The sequence below is a fragment of the Variovorax sp. YR752 genome (assembly GCF_943372545.1).
Genome location: NZ_CALRZC010000161.1, coordinates 1 through 20,132 on the forward strand (window position 1 = coordinate 1; position 20,132 = coordinate 20,132).

Annotated in this window: 23 protein-coding genes; 18 read left to right on the forward strand and 5 right to left on the reverse strand. The window is 70.2% G+C overall.

What is annotated here, in order from left to right:
• The 5 genes from AAG801_RS28760 to AAG801_RS28780 form a co-directional block, all read left to right on the forward strand.
• On the forward strand, positions 1 to 450 hold a 450-nt coding region (locus AAG801_RS28760), incomplete at its 5' end, for an MSMEG_0567/Sll0786 family nitrogen starvation N-acetyltransferase (protein ID WP_341891461.1).
• Positions 447 to 1,424, forward strand: coding sequence for a sll0787 family AIR synthase-like protein (locus AAG801_RS28765; protein WP_341891483.1), 978 nt, complete (start codon positions 447 to 449; stop codon positions 1,422 to 1,424). The genes AAG801_RS28760 and AAG801_RS28765, both read left to right, overlap by 4 nt.
• Positions 1,421 to 2,608 carry an MSMEG_0565 family glycosyltransferase gene (locus AAG801_RS28770; RefSeq protein WP_341891462.1) on the forward strand — a complete coding sequence of 396 codons (1,188 nt, stop codon included), beginning with the start codon at positions 1,421 to 1,423 and terminating at the stop codon, positions 2,606 to 2,608. Before AAG801_RS28765 ends, AAG801_RS28770 begins: the two co-directional genes overlap by 4 nt.
• Complete coding sequence (locus tag AAG801_RS28775) at positions 2,571 to 2,858, forward strand: MSMEG_0570 family nitrogen starvation response protein (RefSeq protein ID WP_341891463.1); 288 nt, start codon at positions 2,571 to 2,573, stop codon at positions 2,856 to 2,858. The genes AAG801_RS28770 and AAG801_RS28775 overlap by 38 nt, the downstream gene beginning before the upstream one ends.
• Positions 2,859 to 2,862: 4 nt before the next feature.
• Positions 2,863 to 4,164, forward strand: coding sequence for an MSMEG_0569 family flavin-dependent oxidoreductase (locus tag AAG801_RS28780; RefSeq protein WP_341891464.1), 1,302 nt, complete (start codon positions 2,863 to 2,865; stop codon positions 4,162 to 4,164).
• Here AAG801_RS28780 and AAG801_RS28785 read toward each other — a convergent pair.
• Complete coding sequence (locus AAG801_RS28785; protein ID WP_341891465.1) at positions 4,107 to 4,514, reverse strand: tautomerase family protein; 408 nt, start codon at positions 4,512 to 4,514, stop codon at positions 4,107 to 4,109. The genes AAG801_RS28780 and AAG801_RS28785 overlap by 58 nt on opposite strands.
• A gap of 1 nt (position 4,515) precedes the next feature.
• Entirely contained in the window at positions 4,516 to 4,719 is a 204-nt protein-coding gene (locus AAG801_RS28790) for a hypothetical protein (RefSeq protein WP_341891466.1), read from the reverse strand.
• Positions 4,720 to 4,837: 118 nt separating this feature from the next.
• Here AAG801_RS28790 and AAG801_RS28795 point away from each other — a divergent pair, with 118 nt between their 5' ends.
• Entirely contained in the window at positions 4,838 to 5,761 is a 924-nt protein-coding gene (locus tag AAG801_RS28795; protein ID WP_341891467.1) for a LysR family transcriptional regulator, read from the forward strand.
• A 24-nt stretch (positions 5,762 to 5,785) separates the two neighbouring features.
• Entirely contained in the window at positions 5,786 to 6,274 is a 489-nt protein-coding gene (gene ybaK / locus AAG801_RS28800; RefSeq protein ID WP_341891468.1) for a Cys-tRNA(Pro) deacylase, read from the forward strand.
• Here ybaK and AAG801_RS28805 read toward each other — a convergent pair.
• Together AAG801_RS28805 and AAG801_RS28810 are read right to left on the reverse strand one after the other, a co-directional pair.
• Positions 6,231 to 7,619 (reverse strand): MATE family efflux transporter, encoded by a 1,389-nt coding sequence (locus AAG801_RS28805; protein ID WP_341891469.1) that lies wholly within the window; start codon positions 7,617 to 7,619, stop codon positions 6,231 to 6,233. The two genes, ybaK and AAG801_RS28805, sit on opposite strands and share 44 nt — an antisense overlap.
• Complete coding sequence (locus tag AAG801_RS28810) at positions 7,616 to 8,053, reverse strand: DUF3717 domain-containing protein (RefSeq protein WP_341891470.1); 438 nt, start codon at positions 8,051 to 8,053, stop codon at positions 7,616 to 7,618. Before AAG801_RS28810 ends, AAG801_RS28805 begins: the two co-directional genes overlap by 4 nt.
• 88 nt (positions 8,054 to 8,141) lie before the next feature.
• On the opposite strand from AAG801_RS28810, the gene senA reads away from it, so the two are divergent.
• Positions 8,142 to 9,368: a selenoneine synthase SenA gene (gene senA / locus AAG801_RS28815; RefSeq protein ID WP_341891471.1), complete on the forward strand. Its 1,227-nt coding sequence runs from the start codon at positions 8,142 to 8,144 to the stop codon at positions 9,366 to 9,368.
• Positions 9,369 to 9,380: 12 nt separating this feature from the next.
• The gene (locus AAG801_RS28820; protein WP_341891472.1) at positions 9,381 to 10,586 is read left to right on the forward strand and encodes an alkane 1-monooxygenase; all 1,206 of its coding nucleotides are present in this window, start codon (positions 9,381 to 9,383) and stop codon (positions 10,584 to 10,586) included.
• Here the strand turns inward: AAG801_RS28820 and AAG801_RS28825 are convergent.
• A complete protein-coding gene (locus AAG801_RS28825; RefSeq protein ID WP_341891473.1) occupies positions 10,565 to 11,665 on the reverse strand; it encodes a substrate-binding domain-containing protein in 1,101 nt (366 codons plus the stop codon). The genes AAG801_RS28820 and AAG801_RS28825 overlap by 22 nt on opposite strands.
• A 65-nt stretch (positions 11,666 to 11,730) precedes the next feature.
• On the opposite strand from AAG801_RS28825, the gene AAG801_RS28830 reads away from it, so the two are divergent.
• The 9 genes from AAG801_RS28830 to AAG801_RS28870 all read left to right on the forward strand — a co-directional run bounded on the left by AAG801_RS28830 (position 11,731) and on the right by AAG801_RS28870 (position 20,063).
• A complete protein-coding gene (locus tag AAG801_RS28830; protein WP_341891474.1) occupies positions 11,731 to 12,444 on the forward strand; it encodes an ABC transporter permease in 714 nt (237 codons plus the stop codon).
• Complete coding sequence (locus tag AAG801_RS28835; RefSeq protein ID WP_341891475.1) at positions 12,441 to 13,133, forward strand: phosphate ABC transporter ATP-binding protein; 693 nt, start codon at positions 12,441 to 12,443, stop codon at positions 13,131 to 13,133. Before AAG801_RS28830 ends, AAG801_RS28835 begins: the two co-directional genes overlap by 4 nt.
• Positions 13,130 to 13,966: a substrate-binding domain-containing protein gene (locus AAG801_RS28840; protein ID WP_341891476.1), complete on the forward strand. Its 837-nt coding sequence runs from the start codon at positions 13,130 to 13,132 to the stop codon at positions 13,964 to 13,966. The genes AAG801_RS28835 and AAG801_RS28840 overlap by 4 nt, the downstream gene beginning before the upstream one ends.
• Positions 13,966 to 14,763: a molybdate ABC transporter substrate-binding protein gene (locus AAG801_RS28845; RefSeq protein ID WP_341891477.1), complete on the forward strand. Its 798-nt coding sequence runs from the start codon at positions 13,966 to 13,968 to the stop codon at positions 14,761 to 14,763. The genes AAG801_RS28840 and AAG801_RS28845 overlap by 1 nt, the downstream gene beginning before the upstream one ends.
• A 166-nt stretch (positions 14,764 to 14,929) precedes the next feature.
• Positions 14,930 to 15,418: a (2Fe-2S)-binding protein gene (locus AAG801_RS28850; protein WP_341891478.1), complete on the forward strand. Its 489-nt coding sequence runs from the start codon at positions 14,930 to 14,932 to the stop codon at positions 15,416 to 15,418.
• A gap of 11 nt (positions 15,419 to 15,429) precedes the next feature.
• Positions 15,430 to 17,796 (forward strand): xanthine dehydrogenase family protein molybdopterin-binding subunit, encoded by a 2,367-nt coding sequence (locus tag AAG801_RS28855; RefSeq protein WP_341891479.1) that lies wholly within the window; start codon positions 15,430 to 15,432, stop codon positions 17,794 to 17,796.
• Positions 17,797 to 17,810: 14 nt separating this feature from the next.
• Complete coding sequence (locus AAG801_RS28860) at positions 17,811 to 18,605, forward strand: xanthine dehydrogenase family protein subunit M (RefSeq protein ID WP_341891480.1); 795 nt, start codon at positions 17,811 to 17,813, stop codon at positions 18,603 to 18,605.
• Between the two features lie 55 nt (positions 18,606 to 18,660).
• A complete protein-coding gene (locus AAG801_RS28865) occupies positions 18,661 to 19,137 on the forward strand; it encodes a hypothetical protein (RefSeq protein WP_341891481.1) in 477 nt (158 codons plus the stop codon).
• A complete protein-coding gene (locus AAG801_RS28870) occupies positions 19,134 to 20,063 on the forward strand; it encodes a MoxR family ATPase (RefSeq protein ID WP_341891482.1) in 930 nt (309 codons plus the stop codon). Before AAG801_RS28865 ends, AAG801_RS28870 begins: the two co-directional genes overlap by 4 nt.
• The last annotated feature ends 69 nt before the right edge of the window (positions 20,064 to 20,132 follow it).

Consider the following 20,132-nt stretch of genomic DNA (forward strand, 5'->3'; position numbering starts at 1 on the left):
TGTATCGAGCAGGGCATCTTCCTCGGCGACGACCGCGATGCGATCGACGAGCACGCACAGCTGCTGGTCGCGCAGGCGTGTGTGGGTGGCATGCCCGACGAGGTGGTCGGCACGGTGCGGATTCACGAGGCGGAGCCTGGCCTGTGGTGGGGTTCACGGCTGGCGGTGCACGCCGCCTTTCGTCACCACGGGCGCATCGGTGCGACGCTGATCCGCCTGGCGGTGAGCAGCGCGCACGCACAGGGCGCGACATCCTTCCTGGCGCATGTGCAGGCACAGAACGTGCCGCTGTTCCAGAAGCTGCACTGGCAGGCACTGGGCGGCGAGACGATCCACGGCCGCGCGCACGAGCGCATGCAGGCGGACCTCACGAAGTACCCGCCGTGCCGCGACCCGTGGGCGGGCTTCGTCACCACCGCATCGGCAACGACAGCGGCAGCGACGGCATGAACCTCGAAGCGCTCGCCGCTGCATTGCGCGCCAGCCGCGGGTTTGCGCACAAGGGCGACATCGCCGACGTGATGCAGCGCCTCGCGCCGGTGCTGCCCGCAGGCGTGGCGGTGGGCGACGACTGTGCGGCGATACCCGACGGCGACGGGCACCTGCTGTTCGCGATCGAAGGCTTCGTCGACGACTTCGTCGAGAAGATGCCCTGGTTCGCTGGCTGGTGCGGCGTGATGGTCAACGCGAGCGACATCTACGCAATGGGCGGCCGGCCGATCGCGGTGGTCGACGCGCTGTGGAGCGAAGGCGCGGCGCAGGGCGCGCCGGTGCTCGACGGCCTGGCGGAAGCCTCGCGGCGCTACGGCATCCCGATCGTCGGCGGCCACAGCAACCACCGCAGCCCGCGCGCGCAGCTCGCGGTGGCCATCGTCGGCCGCGCGAAGAAGCTGCTGACCAGCTTCGACGCGAAGCCGGGCGATGCGCTGGTGATGGCGGTCGACCTGCGCGGGGCCTGGCAGGAACCCTATCCGTACTGGAACGCCGCCACCGGCGCGCCGGCCGAGCGGCTGCGCGGTGATCTCGAACTCTTGCCGATGATCGCGGAGGAGGGCCTGGCCTGCGCCGCCAAGGACATCAGCATGGCCGGCGCGGTGGGCACGACGATGATGCTGCTCGAATGTTCGGGCTGCGGCGGGGTGCTCGACGTGGCTGCCATTCCTCGGCCGCCGTCGGTGGCGCTCGACGACGACGCGGCGATGCGGCGCTGGCTGACCGCCTTCCCGAGTTATGGCTTCGTGCTGAGTGTCTCGCCTGCCAATGCCGCGGCGGTGCTGGAGCGCTTCGCAGCGCGCGGCCTCTCCGCCGCGGTGGTCGGCGAGGTGCACGAAGGCGCCACGGTCACGCTGCGCAGTGGCGAAGACGACACCCCGCTGTGGGACTTCGCCGCGCGCCCCTTCATCACCGCCGGAGCGCGGGCATGAAGATCGGCCTGCTGACCCACTCGCTGCTGCCGCGCGGCGGTGTCGTGCATGTGCTCGAGCTGGGTCGTGCGCTGCATCAGCGTGGTCATGAGGTCACGATCTTCGCTCCGGCCGCATCGGGGCAGACCTTGTTCCGTGCCACGCCGTGCCGCGTCTCGCTCGCGCCGTGCGAGGCACGGGGGGGTGACTTCGCCGCACAGGTCCGCGCGCGGATCGACGCGATGCGCAGCCACCTCGCCGCGCTGGCCGGGCTCGACACGTTCGACGTGCTGCACACGCACGACGGCATCGGTGCCAACGCGCTGGCCGACCTGGTCGAGGCGGGTCGCATCGCCGGCTACCTGCGTACGGTGCACCATGTCGACCGCTTCCCGGACCCGCAGGTGCAGGCCTGGGAGGAACGCTCGATCCGCGCCGCCACGCGCGTGCTGTGCGTCAGCGCCGTCTGGCAGCAGCGGCTGCTGACGGTGCACGGCATCGAGGCGCAGCAGGTCGCCAACGGCGTCGACCTCGAACGTTTCACGCCGCAGCGCGACACGCAGGACGATGCGCTCGAGGCCGCGATGCATCTCGGCCCGCGCGGTGCGCGCATCCTCGCCGTCGGCGGTGTCGAGGCGCGCAAGAACACGCGCCGCCTGCTCGCGGCCTTCATCGAACTGCGCAAGACCCGGCCTGAGGCGCGCCTGATCGTCGCCGGCGGTGCCAGCCTGCTTCCGCACGACGCAGAAGCACGCGCCTTCCGCGAGGCCGCCGAGGCGGCGGGCCTGGCCATCGGCCCTGGCCAGGCCATCGTGCCGACCGGCCCGGTGCCCGATGCCTGGATGCCGGCGCTCTACCGCGCCGCCGACGTGGTGGCCATGCCCTCGCTGGTCGAAGGTTTCGGCCTGGCCGCGCTCGAAGGCCTGGCCTGCGGCACGCCGGTGGTGGTGTCGGCGATCGCGCCCTTCACCGAACACTTCGGCGAGCACGACGTGGCCTGGGCCGATCCGCTGCAGCCTTCGTCCATTGCTGCGGCCCTCGAACGCGCCCTGCAACGTGGCCGCTATCACATGGCGCCGCCGGTGTGCCATCGCCACGCCTGGCCGGCCAGCGCCGCGCGCCACGAAGCCCTCTACCGCGACTTCATCGACTCCCGAGACGACACCCATGCCCGAGATGCACTACCGGCTGCGCTGGCCGGATGACAGCGAATCGACCTGCTACTCGCCCTCGCTGGTGATCAAGGATCACTTCGAGCCGGGAAGCAGCTACCCGATCGAGGACTTCCTCGCGCGGGCGCGCACCGCGACGCAGATCGCCTCCGACCGCGTTGCCGCGAAGTACGGCTTCGCCTGTTCGCGCGCGGCCGACCAGCTCGGCGAGATCGAGGCCGTCGCCGAACGCTTCGCCCGCTGGCCACAGGCCCGCGTGCAGATGATCGAATTCCTGGAGTGAACCCATGAGCAAAGCACAACCCGACCACGAGGTGGTCATCGTCGGCGGCGGGCAGGCGGGCCTGTCGCTGTCCTACTACCTGCAGCAGCGCAGCATCGGCCACATGGTGTTCGAGAAGCACCGCGCGATGCATGCCTGGCAGACGGCGCGCTGGGACAACTTCTGCCTCGTCACGCCGAACTGGCAATGCCAGCTGCCGGGGCACCCGTACCGCGGCGACGACCCGCACGGCTTCATGCGCAAGCCCGAGATCGCCGCCTACCTCGACGGCTTTCGCCAGCTCGTAGCCCCGCCGATCCGCGAGGGCGTGGCGGTCACGCGCGCCCGGCCGCGGGCCGACGGCCTGTGGCAGGTCAGCAGCAGCGAAGGCGAGTGCACGGCGGGGCAGGTGGTGGTCGCCAGCGGCGGCTATCACGTGCCCATCGTGCCGGCGATGGCCAAGCGCCTGCCGGCGCACATCGTGCAGATGCACTCCGAGCAGTACCGCAACGCCGATGCGCTGCCGCCGGGCGCGGTGCTGGTGGTCGGCGCCGGGCAGTCGGGCGCGCAGATCGCCGAAGACCTGCACCTTGCCGGCCGGCAGGTGGTGCTGGCCGCCGGCGACTCGCCGCGCTGCGCCCGCTTCTACCGCGGCCGCGACGTGGTCGACTGGCTGGCCGACCTGGGCTACTACGACATGCCGGTCACCGAGCACCCGCTGCGCGAAGGCGTGCGCGACAACACCAACCACTACGTGACCGGCCGCGACGGCGGGCGCGACATCGACCTGCGCCGCTTCGCGCTCGAGGGCATGCAGCTGTACGGGCCGATGACCGATGTGGTCGATGGCACGCTGCACTTCGCACCCCGCCTGGGCGAGGTGCTGGATGCGGCGGACAAGATCTACAACGGCATCAACGCCACGATCGACAAGCACATCGCCGCGCGCGGCATCGAGGCGCCGCCGGCAAGTGTCTACGAGCCGGTGTGGAGGCCCGCGGCCGAGCGCACCGAACTCTCGCTCGAAGCGTCGGGCATCACCAGCGTGATCTGGTGCATCGGCTTCACGCCGGACTTCGGCTGGCTGGACGTGGGCGCCGAAGCCGGCGTGTTCGACGGCCGTGGCCACCCGCAGCACCGCCGGGGCGTCAGCTCGGTCCCCGGCCTGTACTTCCTCGGTCTGCCCTGGCTGCACACCTGGGGCTCGGGGCGCTTCTCCGGTGTGGCGCGCGACGCGCAGTACCTGGCGGAGCAAATCGAGCGGATGGCTCAGGCGGCGGCCACGGATCGCGCGAGCTGGCGCGCACGCTGCGTCACGCCGCCGTAGCCCCAGTCGCTGGCCGGCAGCTCGTGGACGATCACGTAGCTGGCCGGTGCCAGCGTGCCGTTGCCGGCGAGCTGGCGCTGCAGCTCGGCGTGCGCGTCGGCGATGAAGGCCGCCTTCTGCTCGGCCGTGTTGGTGCCGGCGGTGATGCAGATCTCCAGCCAGGCCGAAGCCTGCTGCAAGGCCCGGCCGCCGATGTGCCAGCGCTGCGGATCGACGTCGTCGATCAGCACGGCCGTCACGTCGGCGCGCTTGCCGAGCGTCTCGGCAGTGATGCGTGTCAGCGCCGAGGCCAGCGCATGGTGGCGGTCGGCCGTCTGCGGCGGCGAGACTTTCAACGTCAGCGTCGGCATGTCAGCGCACCGTGTGGGGACGAGCGACTGACGCCGCGAGCGTGGTCCGCAGCGACTGCGACCCGCGCTGCAGCGCGCGGCCAAGGCTCGACCAGAAGGCGCGCATCGCCTCGCGGCGCGCGTCGATCGCGCGGCGGTGCGCGGCGTCCATCAGCGCGGTCTGGCGGGCGGGTGACAGGGAGCGGAAGTCGATCGGGGCAGTCATGAGGATCTCCTGAGGAGGGATGACTGGACTCTAGGCAGCGGCTGTCTGCGCGGAAACGGCGCGCGCTTCAAATCGGTCTTGCAGTGCGCGCAACACCAGCGGCCCTACCATCGCAGCCATGCACGGACTGTCCTTCGACGACATGAGGCTGTTCGCCCGCGTGGCGGCACTCGGCACGCTGTCCGCCGTGGCGCGCGAGCGCGACGTGCCGGTCAGCCAGATCTCGCGTTCGCTGTCGCGCATCGAGACCACCTGCGGCGCGCGCCTGATCCACCGCTCCACCCACGGCCTGGCGCTGACCGCCGAGGGCGAGACCTTCCTCGACTACTGCCTGCGCCTGGGCCACACGCTCGACGAGCTGGAGGGCGAGTTCGCCAGCCAGGCGCGCGAGCCCAGCGGCCGGGTGCGCGTGGCCGCCAGCACGGTGATGGCGCAGTACCTGCTGCTGCCCAGCCTCGCGGCGCTGGGCGAACGCCACCCGCGGCTGCGCGTCGAGCTGGAGGTGAGCGACCTGCTGGTCGACATGGCGCGCGAGGGCATCGACATCGCGATCCGCACCGGCACCGCGTTGCCCGACACCATGATCGCGCGGCAGATCGGCACGCTCGGCCGCGGCCTCTATGCGTCGACCGGCTATGCGCAGCGTGCCGGGCTGCCGGCGCATCCGGACCAACTCGCGCAGCACCGGCTGGTTGCCAACAGCGCGGCGACGCGGCTGAACCACTGGCCCTTCGTGGTCGACGGCCGCGAGATCACGCTGCCAATCGAAGGCCACTGGCGCACCAACGACACCGGCATGGCGGCGAACATGGTGCTGCAGGGCCTGGGCATCGGCCGGCTGGCAACGATCGCCGCGATGCCGCTGGTGCGTGAAGGCCGGCTGGTGCCGGTGCTGGCGGAGTTCGTCGACCCGCGGCCGGTGCCGATCTTCGCGGTGGTCGCCAGCACGCGGCAGCGCCTGCCGAAGATCCGCGCCTGCATCGAGCACTGGGCGGCGTGGATTGGGCGGCTGTCGGAACAGGCCGCGCGTGGGCCGGGCTGAGGCGTGCGCGCCACAATCTCTGTCATGGCCAAGAAGGACAAGCACGTCAGCGAAACCCCCGCCACCGCCTGGCTGCGCGAGCGCGGAGTGGTCTTCACCGAGCATGTCTACGAGTACGTCGAACACGGCGGCACCGAGGAGTCCTCGCGCCAGCTCGGCGTGCCCGAGCACGAGGTGATCAAGACGCTGGTCATGCAGGACGAGAAGCGCGAGCCGCTGATCGTGCTGATGCACGGCGACAGGCAGGTCAGCACCAAGAACCTGGCGCGTGCGATCGGCGCCAAGTCGGTCGAACCCTGCACGCCGGAGGTGGCGCAGCGCCACAGCGGCTACCAGGTCGGCGGCACCTCGCCGTTCGGTACGCGCAAGGCGATGCCGGTGTATGTCGAGGCGACGGTGCTGGCGCTGCCGCGCATCTGCATCAACGGCGGGCGGCGCGGCTACCTGGTGGGCATCGAACCCGCCGTCCTCACGTCGCTGCTGGCAGCGAAGCCCGTGACTTGCGCGATCTGATCATCCATCCAAGAAAGCCGCACATCCCGGTGGCCGCGACCACCAGCCCACTGGTCGCCGCGAACCACATGCCCACCGCACCGAGCAAGGCCGGCGGCGTGAGACCGGTGACGTTGAAACCGACGACGTAGCCCCCGGCCAGCCCGACGCCCCAGATCGCCAGCGCATAGATGACCAGCGGCACCACCGCGATGCGATACGCCCGCAGCACGAAGCCCGCCACCGCCTGCGCCGCGTCGGCGATGTGGAACACCGCCACCCAGGCCAGCAGGGGCATCGCGGCGGCGACGATGACGGCATCGCGCGTGTACAGGCCGAGGATGGACTCGCGGAACAGGTAGACGAAGCAGCCCATCGCGGTGGCGATGGCCACGCCGATCTCCACGCCGTGCCAGCCGACGCGGTGCGTGTCCGGCTCGTCACCGGCGCCGATGCGTTGCGCCACCAGCGTGCTCGATGCGTTGGCGATGGCCAGCGGCATCATGAACATCAGCGAGACGAGGTTGACGGCGATCTGGTGGCCGGCCACCGGCGTGGCGCCCAGCCGCGAGATGAAGAAGGCCATGAAGGTGAAACCGGTCACCTCGATCATGATCGAGCCGCCCATCGGCACGCCCAGGCGCACCAGCGCCAGCAGGCTGCCGCGGTGCGGCGGTGAGACGCGGTCGCCGATGTGGAAGCGCTGATAGAACGGGTCGCGCTTGAGGATCAGCCACACCGCGCCGAGCTGCAGCACCATGCACACGGCCGTGGCCATGCCGCAGCCGGGCGCGCCGAAGGCAGGCACCGGGCCGAGCCCGAACACGAACAGCGCCGTCAGCGGCACCTTCAGCGCCAGCGCGCCGAGCTGCAGGCCCATCACGATCTTCGGCCGCGACACCGCGGTATTGAAGCCGCGGAAGGCGGTGAACAGCAGCGCCGGCGGCAGCGCGACGGCCAGCGCTGCCAGGTGGGCGCGCACCTTCACCGCCACGTCCGGCGAGGCGCGCGCGAGATCGAGGAATGGTTGTGGGAACAGCAGCACCAGGCAGCCCGGCACCGACAGGGCGAGTGCCAGCCACATCGCCTGGTGCAGCTGCGCGCCGCAGGCTTCGTAGTGCTTCGCGCCGTAGAGCTGGCCGGCGATCGGGCTGATCGCCAGCACGATGCCCATCAGTCCGATGAACACCGTGATGTAGGCGGCGCCGCCGATCGCCAGCGCGGCGAGGTCGGTGCCGCCGGCGCGCGCGGCCATCATCGTGTCGACGGTGGAGAAGGCGAGCACCGCCACCTGGCCGACGAAGACCGGCCAGGCGAGCGGGGCGATGCGGCGGGCGCTGTGCAGGACCCGCGACAGCCGGCTCACGAACCCGCCTCGGCCGAGGGCTCGGATCGCGGATGACCCGCCCGCTCCGAGTAGCGGTTGAAGCGCCAGGCCGTGCCGTCCATCGTGATGCGCCGCCACGTGGCGCGCTTCTCGCCCGGTGTCATCACCGTCCAGTTCTGCACCTCGTCGAAGCTGCGACCACAGCCCTTGCAGATGTCGTCGCCCTGGCTGGTCGAGCAGATCGCGATGCACGGTGCGTCCGGCGTGCTCGCGTACCAGGCCAGCCAGGCCTCGCGCGCGCGTCCGCTCAGACCGTCCTCGTCGAGGTGCAGGTCGTGGTGCCAGACCATCAGCGCGTAGACCTCGGCCAGCGCACGCACCTCGGCGCAGGCGCTGATGCCATCGGGGGAGGGCGAGCGCGCGCGCCACCAGTTGATGGCGGATTCGATGTCGGTGATGTGGATGCCGGCCATGGTCGAGGGGGCGGCAAGAATAGCAGTGCGGCGTGAACCCCGCCGGCCGCGCGGGTGGTGTCAGAATGGCCGTGCAGCGAGGTCCGCCGTGCTCGACATCGAAGCCCCTTCCATCGACTCTGCGCGCATGCGCCGTGCGGGCCGGGAATTGCTGTCGCTCGCGCTGATGGACTCGCGCAACCACACGCTGCGCTGGATCGCCGCCTGCGAGCGGGCGCTGGCTTCCGCCGACCTCACCGTGCCGCAGCAGAGCGACCTCAGCCCGCCGCTGTGGGAACTGGGCTACCTCGGCTGGTTCCAGGAGCGCTGGATCGCCCGCAACGTGCAGCGCCAGCGCGGCGCGCGCTGCGACCCGACGCAGTCGCGCCTGCCCTCGGTGCTGATCGACGCCGACCGCTGCTTCGACCCGGCCGAGGTGTCGCACGCCGGGCGCTGGAAGCTGACGCTGCCCGACCTGCAGACGACGCGGCAGTACCTCGTCGACACGCTGGAGACCACGCTCGAACTGCTCGAGTCCGCCCCCGAGGACGATGACGACGCGCTGTACTTCTACCGCCTCGCGCTGTTCCACGAAGACCTGCGCGGCGAGATGTTCGCGCAGATGGCGCAGACGCTCGGGTTCGACGCCGGCCTGTCGGCCTCGCCGGCGGCGGTGAACCCGCGCGAGCCCTTGCTCTTTCCGGCGACGCGCTGGCCGCTGGGCTGCGAGCCGGGCGGTTTCGTGTTCGACAACGAGAAGTGGGTGCACGATGTCGAGCTGCCCGAGTTCGAGATCGACGCGCAGGCCGTGAGCTGGCAGCAGTACGCCGAGTTCGTCGAGGACGGCGGCTACGACGCGCAGGAGTTCTGGCAGCCGCAGGGCTGGAGCTGGGTACAGCGCGAGGCCCGGCGCTCGCCGCGTCACGTCGACCAGCTGCGCCACGGCGTGCTGGCGCAGCGCTTCGGCAAGCTGATGCGCGTTCCGATGGCGCAGCCGGCGATGCACCTCACCTGGTACGAGGCCGATGCCTGGTGCCGCTGGGCCGGCCGGCGCCTGCCCAGCGAAGTGGAATGGGAGGCTGCTGCCCACCAGGGCGCGAGCCGCGGCTTCCGCTGGGGCGACGTGTGGGAGTGGACGGCGACGACCTTCCGCGCCTATCCCGGCTTCGCGCCCGGGCCGCTGCGCGAGTACTCGCAAAGCGCCTTCGGTTCGCACAAGGTGCTGCGCGGCGCCTCGTTCGCCACGCGCTCGCGCGTGCGGGCGCCCAAGTTCCGCCACTTCGCCGTGGCCGAGCGCGACGACCTGTTCTGCGGCTTCCGCAGCTGCGCGTTGTAGCGGGGCCTCGGCGTGGGCCTGCTGTCCACCACCTACACCGCGACCGATGCCGACGGCCGCATCGTGAGCTGGCGCGACGGCAAGCGCCTGGCCTGGCTGCTGTCGGTGGTCTACCCGCTGGTGCCGCTGGTCGGCGTGGCGCTGCATGCGCACACCGGCGAGCCGATCATGCTGGCCGTGCCGCTGCTGATCGGCTACGGGCTGATGCCGCTGCTCGATGCGCTGATCGGCGAAGACCGCAACAACCCGCCGCAGGCCGTGGTGGCGCAGCTGGAAGCGGACCGCTACTACCGCTGGCTGACCTGGCTCAGCGTGCCGCTGTACTTCGTCACGCTGCTCGTTTGCGCGGCGTGGGCGGGCACGCAGGCGCTGCCGTGGTGGGCGCTCTTGATCCTGGCCTATGTCGCCGGCGTCAATGCCGGCATGGGCCTGACCACCGGCCACGAACTCGGCCACAAGCACAACCGGTTGGAGCAGTGGCTGGCCCGCCTGATCCTCGCCGTGCCGGCCTACGGGCACTTCACCGTGGAGCATGGCCGCGGCCACCACCGCTGGGTGTCGACGCCGGAAGACCATGCCAGCGCGCGCATGGGCGAGAGCATCTACCGCTTCGCGCTGCGCGAGCTGCCCGGCGGCATCCGCCGCGCCTGGCAGCTCGAGTCTCAGCGGCTGGCTGGGTTGGGTGTCCGCTCCTGGAGCTGGCGCAACACGATGCTGCAGTCGTATGCGATCACGGCGCTGCTGCAGCTCGGGCTGATCGCCGCGTTCGGGCCGGTGATGATCGTCTTTCTCGCCATCCACAACCTCGTCGCCTGGTGGCAGCTCACCTCGGCCAACTACGTCGAGCACTATGGCCTGCTGCGCGGCAGGCTGCCCGGCGGCCAGTACGAGGCGCCGCAGCCACATCACTCATGGAACACCAACCACCTGGTGACCAACCTCGCGCTGTTCCACCTGCAGCGCCATTCCGATCACCACGCCAACCCGTCGCGCCGCTACCAGAGCCTGCGCCACGTCGACGACGTTCCGCAGTTGCCCAGCGGCTACTTCGGCATGTTCACGATCGCCTGCTTTCCGCGCTGGTGGTTCCGCGTGATGGACGAACGCCTGCTCGCGCTGCCGCACGTGCAGGGTGATCTGTCGAAGGTGAACATCGATCCGGCAGCGCGCGCCAGCATCGAGGCGCGCCATTTCCCTCAGCGCTTGGGCTTGCGGTAAATCCACCAGGGCAGCACGCGGCGCAGCGACAGCACTTCGCCGCTGTTCTCTGCCGCATAGCCGGGGATCGCATTGAGCTGCGCTCGCCAGGCCTCGCTCTTGAGCAGTGCCAGCAGTGTCTGCACCTGCGGCTGGTCGAGCGCGTGCTGCAGCGTGACGAGGAAGTACTGCTCGCGGGCGATCGGCACGAAGTCCAGCCCGCGCGCCCGCGCAGCGGCCTCGATGCCGAAGGCCGCGTCGGCGCCGCCGCTGGCCACTGCCTCGGCGGCGGCGCGGTGCGAAGGCTCGGTGCGCTCCAGCTCGGCGATCGCCGAGGCCGGGATCTTCTGCGCGGCCAGCAGGTCCTCCAGCACCACCCGCGTGCCGGTGCCGCGCGCGCGGTTGGCGAAGCGCAGGCCGCTGCGGCACAGGTCGGCGAGCTTGGTGATGCCCAGCGGGTTGCCGGGCGCGACGATCAGCCCCTGCGTGCGCCGCGCGAAGCTGACCAGCTTGTGGTGGCCGGGCCGCAGCATCGGGCGGTAGACCTTGGCGGTCGGCGAGCGCAGCGGCGAATCGGTCAGCGCGTGGAAGCCGGCCATCAGGCAGCGGCCGTCGTTGAGCGCCGCCAGTGCATCGACACTGCCGGTGAACTGGATGTCCAGGTGCAGCTTGTGCTGCGTCTGCGCCAGCGTGCGCAGCAGCGGCAGCGCGTCGTCGTGGCTGGCGGTCATCGGGATCACGCCGGCGCTGGCATCGAAGGCGATCGCGAAGGCCTGTTCCAGTTCGGCACGCAAGGCCTCGACCTGCGGCGCGAGCCGCGCCTGCGCGCGCCGCTCGGCCCACAGCAGCTTCTCGCCGAAGGGTGACAGCAGCGCCGGCTGGCCCTTGACCCAGATGACCAGCGACTGGCCGAGTTCGCCTTCCCAGCGCTTGAGCTCGCCCCACACGTGGCGATACGACAGGCCGAGCTGGCGCGCCGCGGCGCTGATCGAGCCGGTGTCGTGCACCGCGGCGAGCAAGGCCATCAGCGGGTGGTGCAGGTCGCGCTGCTGCACCGTCTCGCGGCCAGCCAGCGTGTAGGTGAGGTGCACCCTATGCATTTGCGTTCATATGGTCGGGGCTGCCTATCGGCATGGAGAATCCACGCCAGTATGAGAGAAGTTGGATGAGTGCCTTTGCCGAGAGTGTCCGTACCGCCGTCGACCTGATCTTCCATGCCGATACCGTCCTTGCCCGAACCGTCTGGCTGTCGCTGCAGGTCAGCGGCACGGCGTGCATGGTTGCGGCCGGCTTCGGGCTGGCCTTCGGCGCCTGGATCGCGGTGGCACGCTTTCCCGGCCACCGGCTGCTCGTCTGGCTGCTGAACACGCTGCTCGCGCTGCCCGCGGTGGTGGTGGGCCTGGTCGTCTACCTGCTGCTGTCGCGCAGCGGTCCGCTCGGCGCCTGGGGCATTCTGTTCACGCCCACCGCGATGGTGATCGCGCAGGCCATCCTCGTCTTCCCGGTCATCGCCGCGCTGACCCGCCAGCTCGTCGGCGATTCGCTGCGCGATGGCGGCGACCAGTTGCGGTCGATGGGCGCCCGCCCGATCGTCTGCGCGCTGCTGATGCTGGTGCACGACCGCTGGGCGGTGCTGACCATCCTGATGGCTGCCTTCGGCCGCGCCATCGCCGAGGTGGGCGCGGTGATGGTGGTTGGCGGCAACATCGACGGCGTCACGCGCGTGATGACCACCACCATCGCGCTCGAGACCAGCAAGGGCGACCTTCCGCTGGCGATGGCGCTGGGCATCGTGCTGCTCGGCGTGGTCGGCGTCGTCAACCTGTTCATCGGCTTCGCGCAGCGTGGCCAGGGCTCGGCGCTGGCGGGGGTGCGATGAGCACGGTCATGATCGCCATGCAGGACGTGCGCATCCGCTTCGGCGAGGTCGACGCGCTCAAGGGCGTGTCGATCGCCGTCGGCCGCGGCGAGTTCGTCGCACTCGTCGGCCCCAACGGCTCGGGCAAGACGACGCTGCTGCGCGCCATGCACGGCATGCTGCGCATTCGCGGCACACGCGCCCTCGATGCGGCCGCCGGCCGCCAGGCGATGGTCTTCCAGCGGCCCTTCGTGATGCGCCTGTCGGTGCGCAACAACCTGCGCCTGGCGCTGTGGCTGGCCGGTGCGCCGCGCGCGCAGTGGGGCGAGCGCATCGCCGCCGCGCTGCAGCGCGTCTCGCTGCAGGGTCTGGAGGAGCGGCCGGCGCGCGCCCTCTCCGGCGGCCAGCAGCAGCGCCTGGCGCTGGCGCGGGCCTGGGCCGTACAGCCCGCGCTGCTGTTCCTCGACGAGCCCACCGCCAGCCTCGACCCGGCCGCCAAGAAGGACGTCGAGGCGCTGCTCGCCGGCTTCGCCGCCGACGGCATGACCCTGGTGATGAGCACCCACAACCTCGGCCAGGCCAAGCGCCTGGCCTCCCGCGTGGTCTACCTGGAGGACGGCGAGATCCACGCCGACCTGCCGACCGCGTTGTTCTTCGATGGCGGCCTGCACGGCCGCGCCCAGCAGTTCCTCAAAGGAGAAATGGCATGACCCGTTCCATCACCCGCCGCGCCGCCGCGCGCTTCCTCGCTCTCGCCGCCGCCACCCTCGTCGGCTTCGCCGCCCATGCGCAGGACAAGTTCATCGTGATGTCCTCGACCACCAGCACCGAGCAGTCGGGCCTGTTCGGCCACCTGCTGCCGATCTTCAAGAAGACCAGTGGCATCGACATCCGCGTCGTCGCGCAGGGCACCGGCCAGGCGCTGGACATGGGCCGCCGCGGCGATGCCGACGTGCTGTTCGTGCACGACCAGGTGGCCGAGGAGAAGTTCGTTGCCGAAGGCTTCGGCCTGGAGCGCCGCCCGGTCATGTACAACGACTTCGTCGTCATCGGGCCGAAGGCCGACCCGGCAGGCGTGAAGGGCAAGGACGTGGTCGAGGCACTGAAGAAGCTCGGTGCCTCCAAGGCCGAGTTCGTCTCGCGCGGCGACAAGAGCGGCACCCATGCCGCCGAGTTGCGCTACTGGAAGGCCGCGGGCGTCGACATCGCCGCGGCCAAGCCGGCCGGCTACAAGGAATGCGGCTGCGGCATGGGCCCGGCGCTGAACATCGCCGCCTCGACCAACGGCTACGTGCTGGCGGACCGCGGCACCTGGCTGTCGTTCAAGAACCGCGCCGACCTGGCCATCCTCGTCGAGGGCGACAAGCGTCTGTTCAACCAGTACGGCGTGATCGTCGTGAATCCGGCCAAGCATGCCCACGTCAAGAAGGACATGGCACAGGCCTTCGCCGACTGGGTGGTCTCGCCGGCCGGTCAGGCCGCCATCGCCGAGTACAAGATCGGCGGCGAGCAGCTGTTCTTCCCGAACGCCGGCACGAAGTGATGAAGCGCACGCTGCTGATCGCTGCAATGCTTGCGATGGGTTCGGCCGCTTTGGCGCAGGAGGCCGGCATCAAGGTGCTGGCCGCCGGCAGCCTGCGCGCCGCGCTGACCGATGCGGCACGGGCCTTCGAGGCCGCGGCGCCGGGGCGCAAGGTCGAGCTCGGCTTCGGTGCCTCGGGCCTGCTGAAGGACCGGCTGGTCGGCGGCGAGCGCGCCGACGTGTTCGCCTCGGCGAACATGGAGCATCCGCAGGCGCTGGCCGCGGCCGGCAAGGCGGCAGCCCCGCAGGCCTTCGCGCGCAACAAGCTCTGCGCGCTCGGCGTACCCGGTTTCGAGGCGACGCCGCAGACGCTGGTCGATCGACTGCTCGACCCGACGATCCGCGTCGGCACCTCGACGCCGAAGGCCGATCCGGCGGGCGACTACGCCTTCGCGATGTTCGAACGCATCGAGAAGAGCGGCCGTGCCGGCGCGAACAAGGTTCTGAGCGACAAGGCGCTTCAGCTCACCGGCGGGCCGAACTCACCGCCGCCGCCCAAGGACCGCAACGTCTACGGCGCATTGGTGGCGGCCAATGCGGCGGATGTGTTCCTCACCTATTGCACCAACGTCGTCATCGCGCAGCGCGAACAGCCGGCGTTGCGGCGCATCGAGATCCCGGACGTCGTGAACGTCAGCGCGAGCTACGGCGTGACGGTGTTGATCGGTGCGCCCGAGGCGGCCACGCAGTTCGTGCAGTTCCTGCTGTCGCCGGCCGGGCAGGGCGTGCTGGCGCAGCATGGCTTCGCGACGCCCTGAAGCCCTGCTCCAGAACTGAACAGCGGCCAGGCTGACAAGCTGACGCAGTCCCCTATGCACGAAGTGTCATAAGGGAACGCCTGCGCTTTGCAGCGCTGGACACGACTCCAAGAATGCGCCGCAACACCGCCGTGGGCGCGGTGGCGGCCCATTCCAGGAGACAACCGTGAGCGTTCCCATCAGCCTGACCGTCAACGGCAAAGCCGTGACGGCGAACGTCGATCCGCGCACGCTGCTCGTGCAGCTGATCCGCGAACAGCTTCAACTCACCGGCACGCACATCGGCTGCGATACCGCGCAGTGCGGCGCCTGCACCGTGCACCTCAACGGCCGCGCGGTGAAGTCCTGCTCGATGCTGGCCGTGCAGGCGCAGGGCGCCGAGGTCACGACGATCGAGGGTCTCGGCAAGAACGGCGAACTGCACCCGATGCAGGCCGCCTTCCGCGAGTGCCACGGCCTGCAGTGCGGCTTCTGCACGCCGGGCATGGTGATGTCGGCGGTGAACCTGCTGAACGACCAACCGAACGCCAGCGAAGCGCAGATCCGCGAGGGCCTGGAAGGCAACATCTGCCGCTGCACCGGCTACCAGAACATCGTCAAGTCGATCCAGCTGTGCCAGAGCGGCAAGGTCGGCAGCACTGGCGTCAGCGCCTGAAGGAGTACGCCATGACCGACATGTCCCAACCGCCCGTCAGCCCCATCGGCCAGCCCGTCCGGCGCCGCGAGGACTACCGCTTCCTGACCGGAGCCGGCCAGTACACCGACGACGTGGTGCTGCCCGGCCAGACCTACGGCGTCTTCCTGCGCTCGCCGCATGCGCATGCGCGCATCAAGAGCATCGACACCAGCAAGGCCGCCAAGGCCCAGGGCGTGGTGGCGATCTTCACCGGCGCCGACCTCGCCGAGGCGAAGGTCGGCGGGCTGCCCTGCGGCTGGCTGATCCACAGCAAGGACGGCTCACCGATGAAGGAGCCGCCACACCCGGTGCTGGCGCAGGGCAAGGTGCGCCACGTCGGCGATCAGGTGGCCCTCGTCGTCGCCGAAACGCCGCTGCAGGCCAAGGACGCCGCCGAACTGATCGAGGTCGACTACGACGTGCTGCCGGCCGTGATCGACATCACCAGCGCCGACAAGGCCGGAGCTTCCGTGCACGACGACGTGCCTGACAACGTCTGCTACGACTGGGGCCACGGCAGCAAGGACGCGGTCGACGCGGCGTTCAAGCAGGCGGCGCATGTCAGCACGCTGGAGTTCGCCAACAACCGGCTGATCCCCAACGCGATGGAGCCGCGTGCCGCCAACGCGCACTACACGCGCCACGACGACAGCTACACGCTGTACGTGGCCAACCAGAACCCGCACGTCGAGCGCCTGTTGATGAGCGCCTTCGTGCTCGGCCTGCCGGAGTCGAAGGTGCGGGTGATCGCGCCGGACGTCGGCGGCGGCTTCGGCTCGAAGATCTTCCTCTACGCCGAGGAAACCGCGCTGGTGTGGGCGAGCAAGCGTGTCAACCGGCCGATCAAGTGGACGGCCGAGCGCAGCGAGTCCTTCCTCACCGATGCGCACGGCCGCGACCACCACACCAAGGTCGAGCTGGCGATGGACGCCAAGGGCAACTTCCTGGCCATGCGTGTGGACACCATCGCCAACATGGGCGCGTATCTGTCGACCTTCGCGTCGAGCGTGCCGACCATCCTGTACGCGACGCTGCTGGCGGGCCAGTACAAGACGCCGGCGATCTACTGCAACGTCAAGGCGGTGTTCACCACCACCGCGCCGGTCGATGCCTACCGCGGCGCCGGCCGGCCGGAAGCGACCTACGTGGTCGAGCGCATCGTCGAGCAGGCGGCGCGTGACCTGAAGCGCGACCCGGCCGAGCTGCGCCGGCAGAACTTCATCACCGAGTTCCCGTATGCCACGCCGGTCGGCCTGACCTACGACACCGGCGACTACGCGGCCCACCTCGACAAGGCCATCAAGCTGGCCGACGTGGCCGGCTTCCCGGCGCGCAAGGCGGCCTCGGCGGCCCAGGGCAAGCGGCGCGGCCTGGGCTACAGCTGCTACATCGAGGCCTGCGGCCTGGCGCCGAGCAACATCGCCGGTGCGCTCGGTGCCCGCGCCGGCCTGTTCGAGGCTGGCGAGGTGCGTGTGCACCCGACCGGCACGGTGACGGTGTTCACCGGCTCGCACAGTCACGGCCAGGGCCACGAGACGACCTTCGCGCAGGTGGTCGCTGCCAAGCTGGGCATCCCGGTCGAGAACGTCGAGATCGTGCACGGCGACACCGGGCGTGTGCCCTTCGGCATGGGCACCTACGGCAGCCGGTCTCTCTCGGTCGGTGGCACGGCGATCGTCAAGGCGGTCGACAAGATCATCGCCAAGGGCAAGAAGATCGCCGCCCACCTGCTGGAGGCGTCGGACACCGACATCGAGTTCGACAACGGCGAGTTCAAGGTCAAGGGCACCGACAAGAAGGTGCCGTTCGGCTCGGTGGCGCTGACCGCCTACGTGCCGCACAACTACCCGCTGGACAAGCTCGAGCCGGGCCTGAACGAAAACGCCTTCTACGACCCGACCAACTTCACCTACCCCTCGGGCACCTACGTCTGCGAAGTCGAGGTCGACCCCGACACCGGCAAGACGCGCGTCGAGCGCTTCACCGCCGTCGACGACTTCGGCAACATCGTCAACCCGATGATCGTCTCCGGCCAGGTGCACGGCGGCCTGGCCCAAGGCCTGGGCCAGGCGATGCTGGAGGGTTGTGTGTACGATCCCGAATCCGGACAACTGCTGACCGGCACGTACATGGACTACACGATGCCGCGCGCCGACGACCTGCCGAACTTCACCGTCGACCACACCGTGACCCCCTGCACCCACAATCCGCTGGGCGTGAAGGGCTGTGGCGAGGCCGGTGCGATCGGCTCGCCCCCGGCCTTCATCAACGCGCTGACCGATGCGCTGGGCGTGAAGGACATCGCGATGCCGGCGACCGCCGAGCGTGTCTGGCGTGCCGCCAACAACATGGCCTGAGGAGACGAATCAACATGTACACCTTCGACTACCAACGTCCGGCCAGCGCCGCGGCCGCCGCCTCGGGCTTCCAGGGCGATGCGCGCTACCTGGCCGGCGGGCAGAGCCTGATCCAGGCGATGAAGCTGCGCCTGTCGTCCAGCGAGCGCCTGGTCGACCTCGGCGGCGCCGCCGATCTCAAGGGCATCAAGCTGGACGGCGGCAACGTCGTGATCGGCGCAATGACCACCCACGCCGCCGTCGCCGCCTCGGCCGAGGTCAGGAAGGCCGTGCCGGCGCTGGCCGAGCTGGCCGGCGGCATCGGCGACCAGATGGTGCGCAACATGGGCACGATCGGCGGCTCGATCGCCAACGCCGACCCGGCGGCCTGCTACCCGTCGGCGGTGCTCGGCCTCAACGCGATGGTGAAGACCAACCAGCGCACGATCGCCGGCGATGACTTCTTCACCGGCCTGTACGAGACCGCGCTGAAGCCGGGCGAGCTGATCGTCTCGGTCAGCTTCCCGAGCGTCGCGAAGGCGGCCTACGTGAAGTACAAGCAGCCGGCTTCGCGCTTCGCGCTGGTCGGCGTGTTCGTCGCGCAGACGTCCGCCGGCGTTCGTGTCGCCGTCACCGGCGCGGCCGGCAGCGTGTTCCGCTGCAAGCCGATCGAGGATGCGCTGAACAAGAGCTTCACGCCCGAAGCCGCCAAGGCGGTGAAGGTGAGCGCCGACGGACTGAACAGCGACCTGCACGGCACGGCCGCCTACCGCGCCGCGATGATCAGCGTGATGGCCTCGCGGGCGGTGGCCGCGGCGCTGGCGCGCTGAGAGCCACACCAGGGTCTGCGCCGTGTGGCGACGCCGGCCCTGGTGCCTTCTCCCGTTGGCACTGCTGCTTGCTGCACCGGTGGTGCGCGGGCAGGGGGCCGATGCGCCGCTGCTGACCGTCACGCTCGCCGATGGGCGCAGCCAGACTTTCAGCCGCACCCAGCTCGACGCCCTGCCTGTGGAGAAGGCGAGCGCACGGCTGCGTGACGGCGCGCCGTTCACGGTCAGCGGCGTGTCGGCGACAGCGCTGCTCAAGGCCTGCGGGCTCGATCTCGCGCAGCGTGTCGGTGCCGGCAACGTCGTCGGCCATGCGCTGGTGGCGCGGGCGGCCGACGGCTACCGCGCGGTATTCGGCCTGGCCGAGGTCGATCCACATTTCGGGCATGCTGCGCTGATGGTGAGCTGGACGAATGCCGACGGCTCGCCGCTGCCGGAGCGGTCCGGCCCGCTGCAACTGGTGGCCACGGGTGAAAGCCGGCCCGGCCGCTGGGTGCGCCAACTGCAGTCCCTCGAAGTGAAGAACCTGCCATGACGGCCCTTGAACTGAAGCTGCCCGACTCGGTCGACGCGGTGATCGCGCTGCTGGCCAGCGAGAACTACATCTGCGACCGGCGCCTGGCGACCGCGCTGTTCCTCGCGCTGAAGTTGCGCCGGCCGCTGTTCCTCGAAGGCGAGCCGGGCGTCGGCAAGACCGAGCTGGCCAAGACGCTGGCGAGCACGCTGTCGACCCTGCTGCTGCGCGTGCAGTGCTACGAAGGCCTGGACGTGGCGCAGACCGCCTACGAATGGAACGTGGCGCGGCAGATGGTCGAGATCCGGCTGGCCGAAGCGGCGCATGCGATCCACGACGCGGCCGACCGCGACCGCCTCGCGCACAACCTCTACACCCGCGCGATGCTGATCGAACGCCCGCTGCTGCAGGCGCTGACGCAGGAGCGTTCGCCGGTCCTGCTGATCGACGAACTCGACCGCGCCGACGAACCCTTCGACGCCTTTCTGCTCGAGGTGCTGGCCGAGAACCAGATCACCATTCCCGAGCTGGGTGCCATCAAGGCCAGCGCGCCGCCGATCACCATCATCACCAGCAACCGCACACGCGAGATCCACGACGCGCTGAAGCGCCGCTGCCTGTACCACTGGGTCGAGTTCCCGGACGTCGAGCGTGAACTCGACATCGTGCGCCGCAAGGCCCCCGGTGCCTCCGAGCGCCTGTACCGCCAGGTGGTCGAGTTCGTGCAGCGCATGCGTGGGCTCGACCTGTTCAAGGCGCCGGGCGTGGCCGAAACCATCGACTGGACCAACGCGCTGGTCGCGCTCAACGCGATGCGCCTCGACCCTGCGACCGTGCACGACACGCTGGGTGTGCTGCTCAAGTACCAGGACGACATCGCGCGCATGGGCGGCGGCGACACCGCCAAGATCCTCGACGAGCTGAAGGCTCGGGCTTTGCTGGACTGAGCACCATGCGTCACTCTGGCGAGAGTCACGGGAGGCTGGGGGCCGGCCATGGCGGGCTGAAGTTTCGCT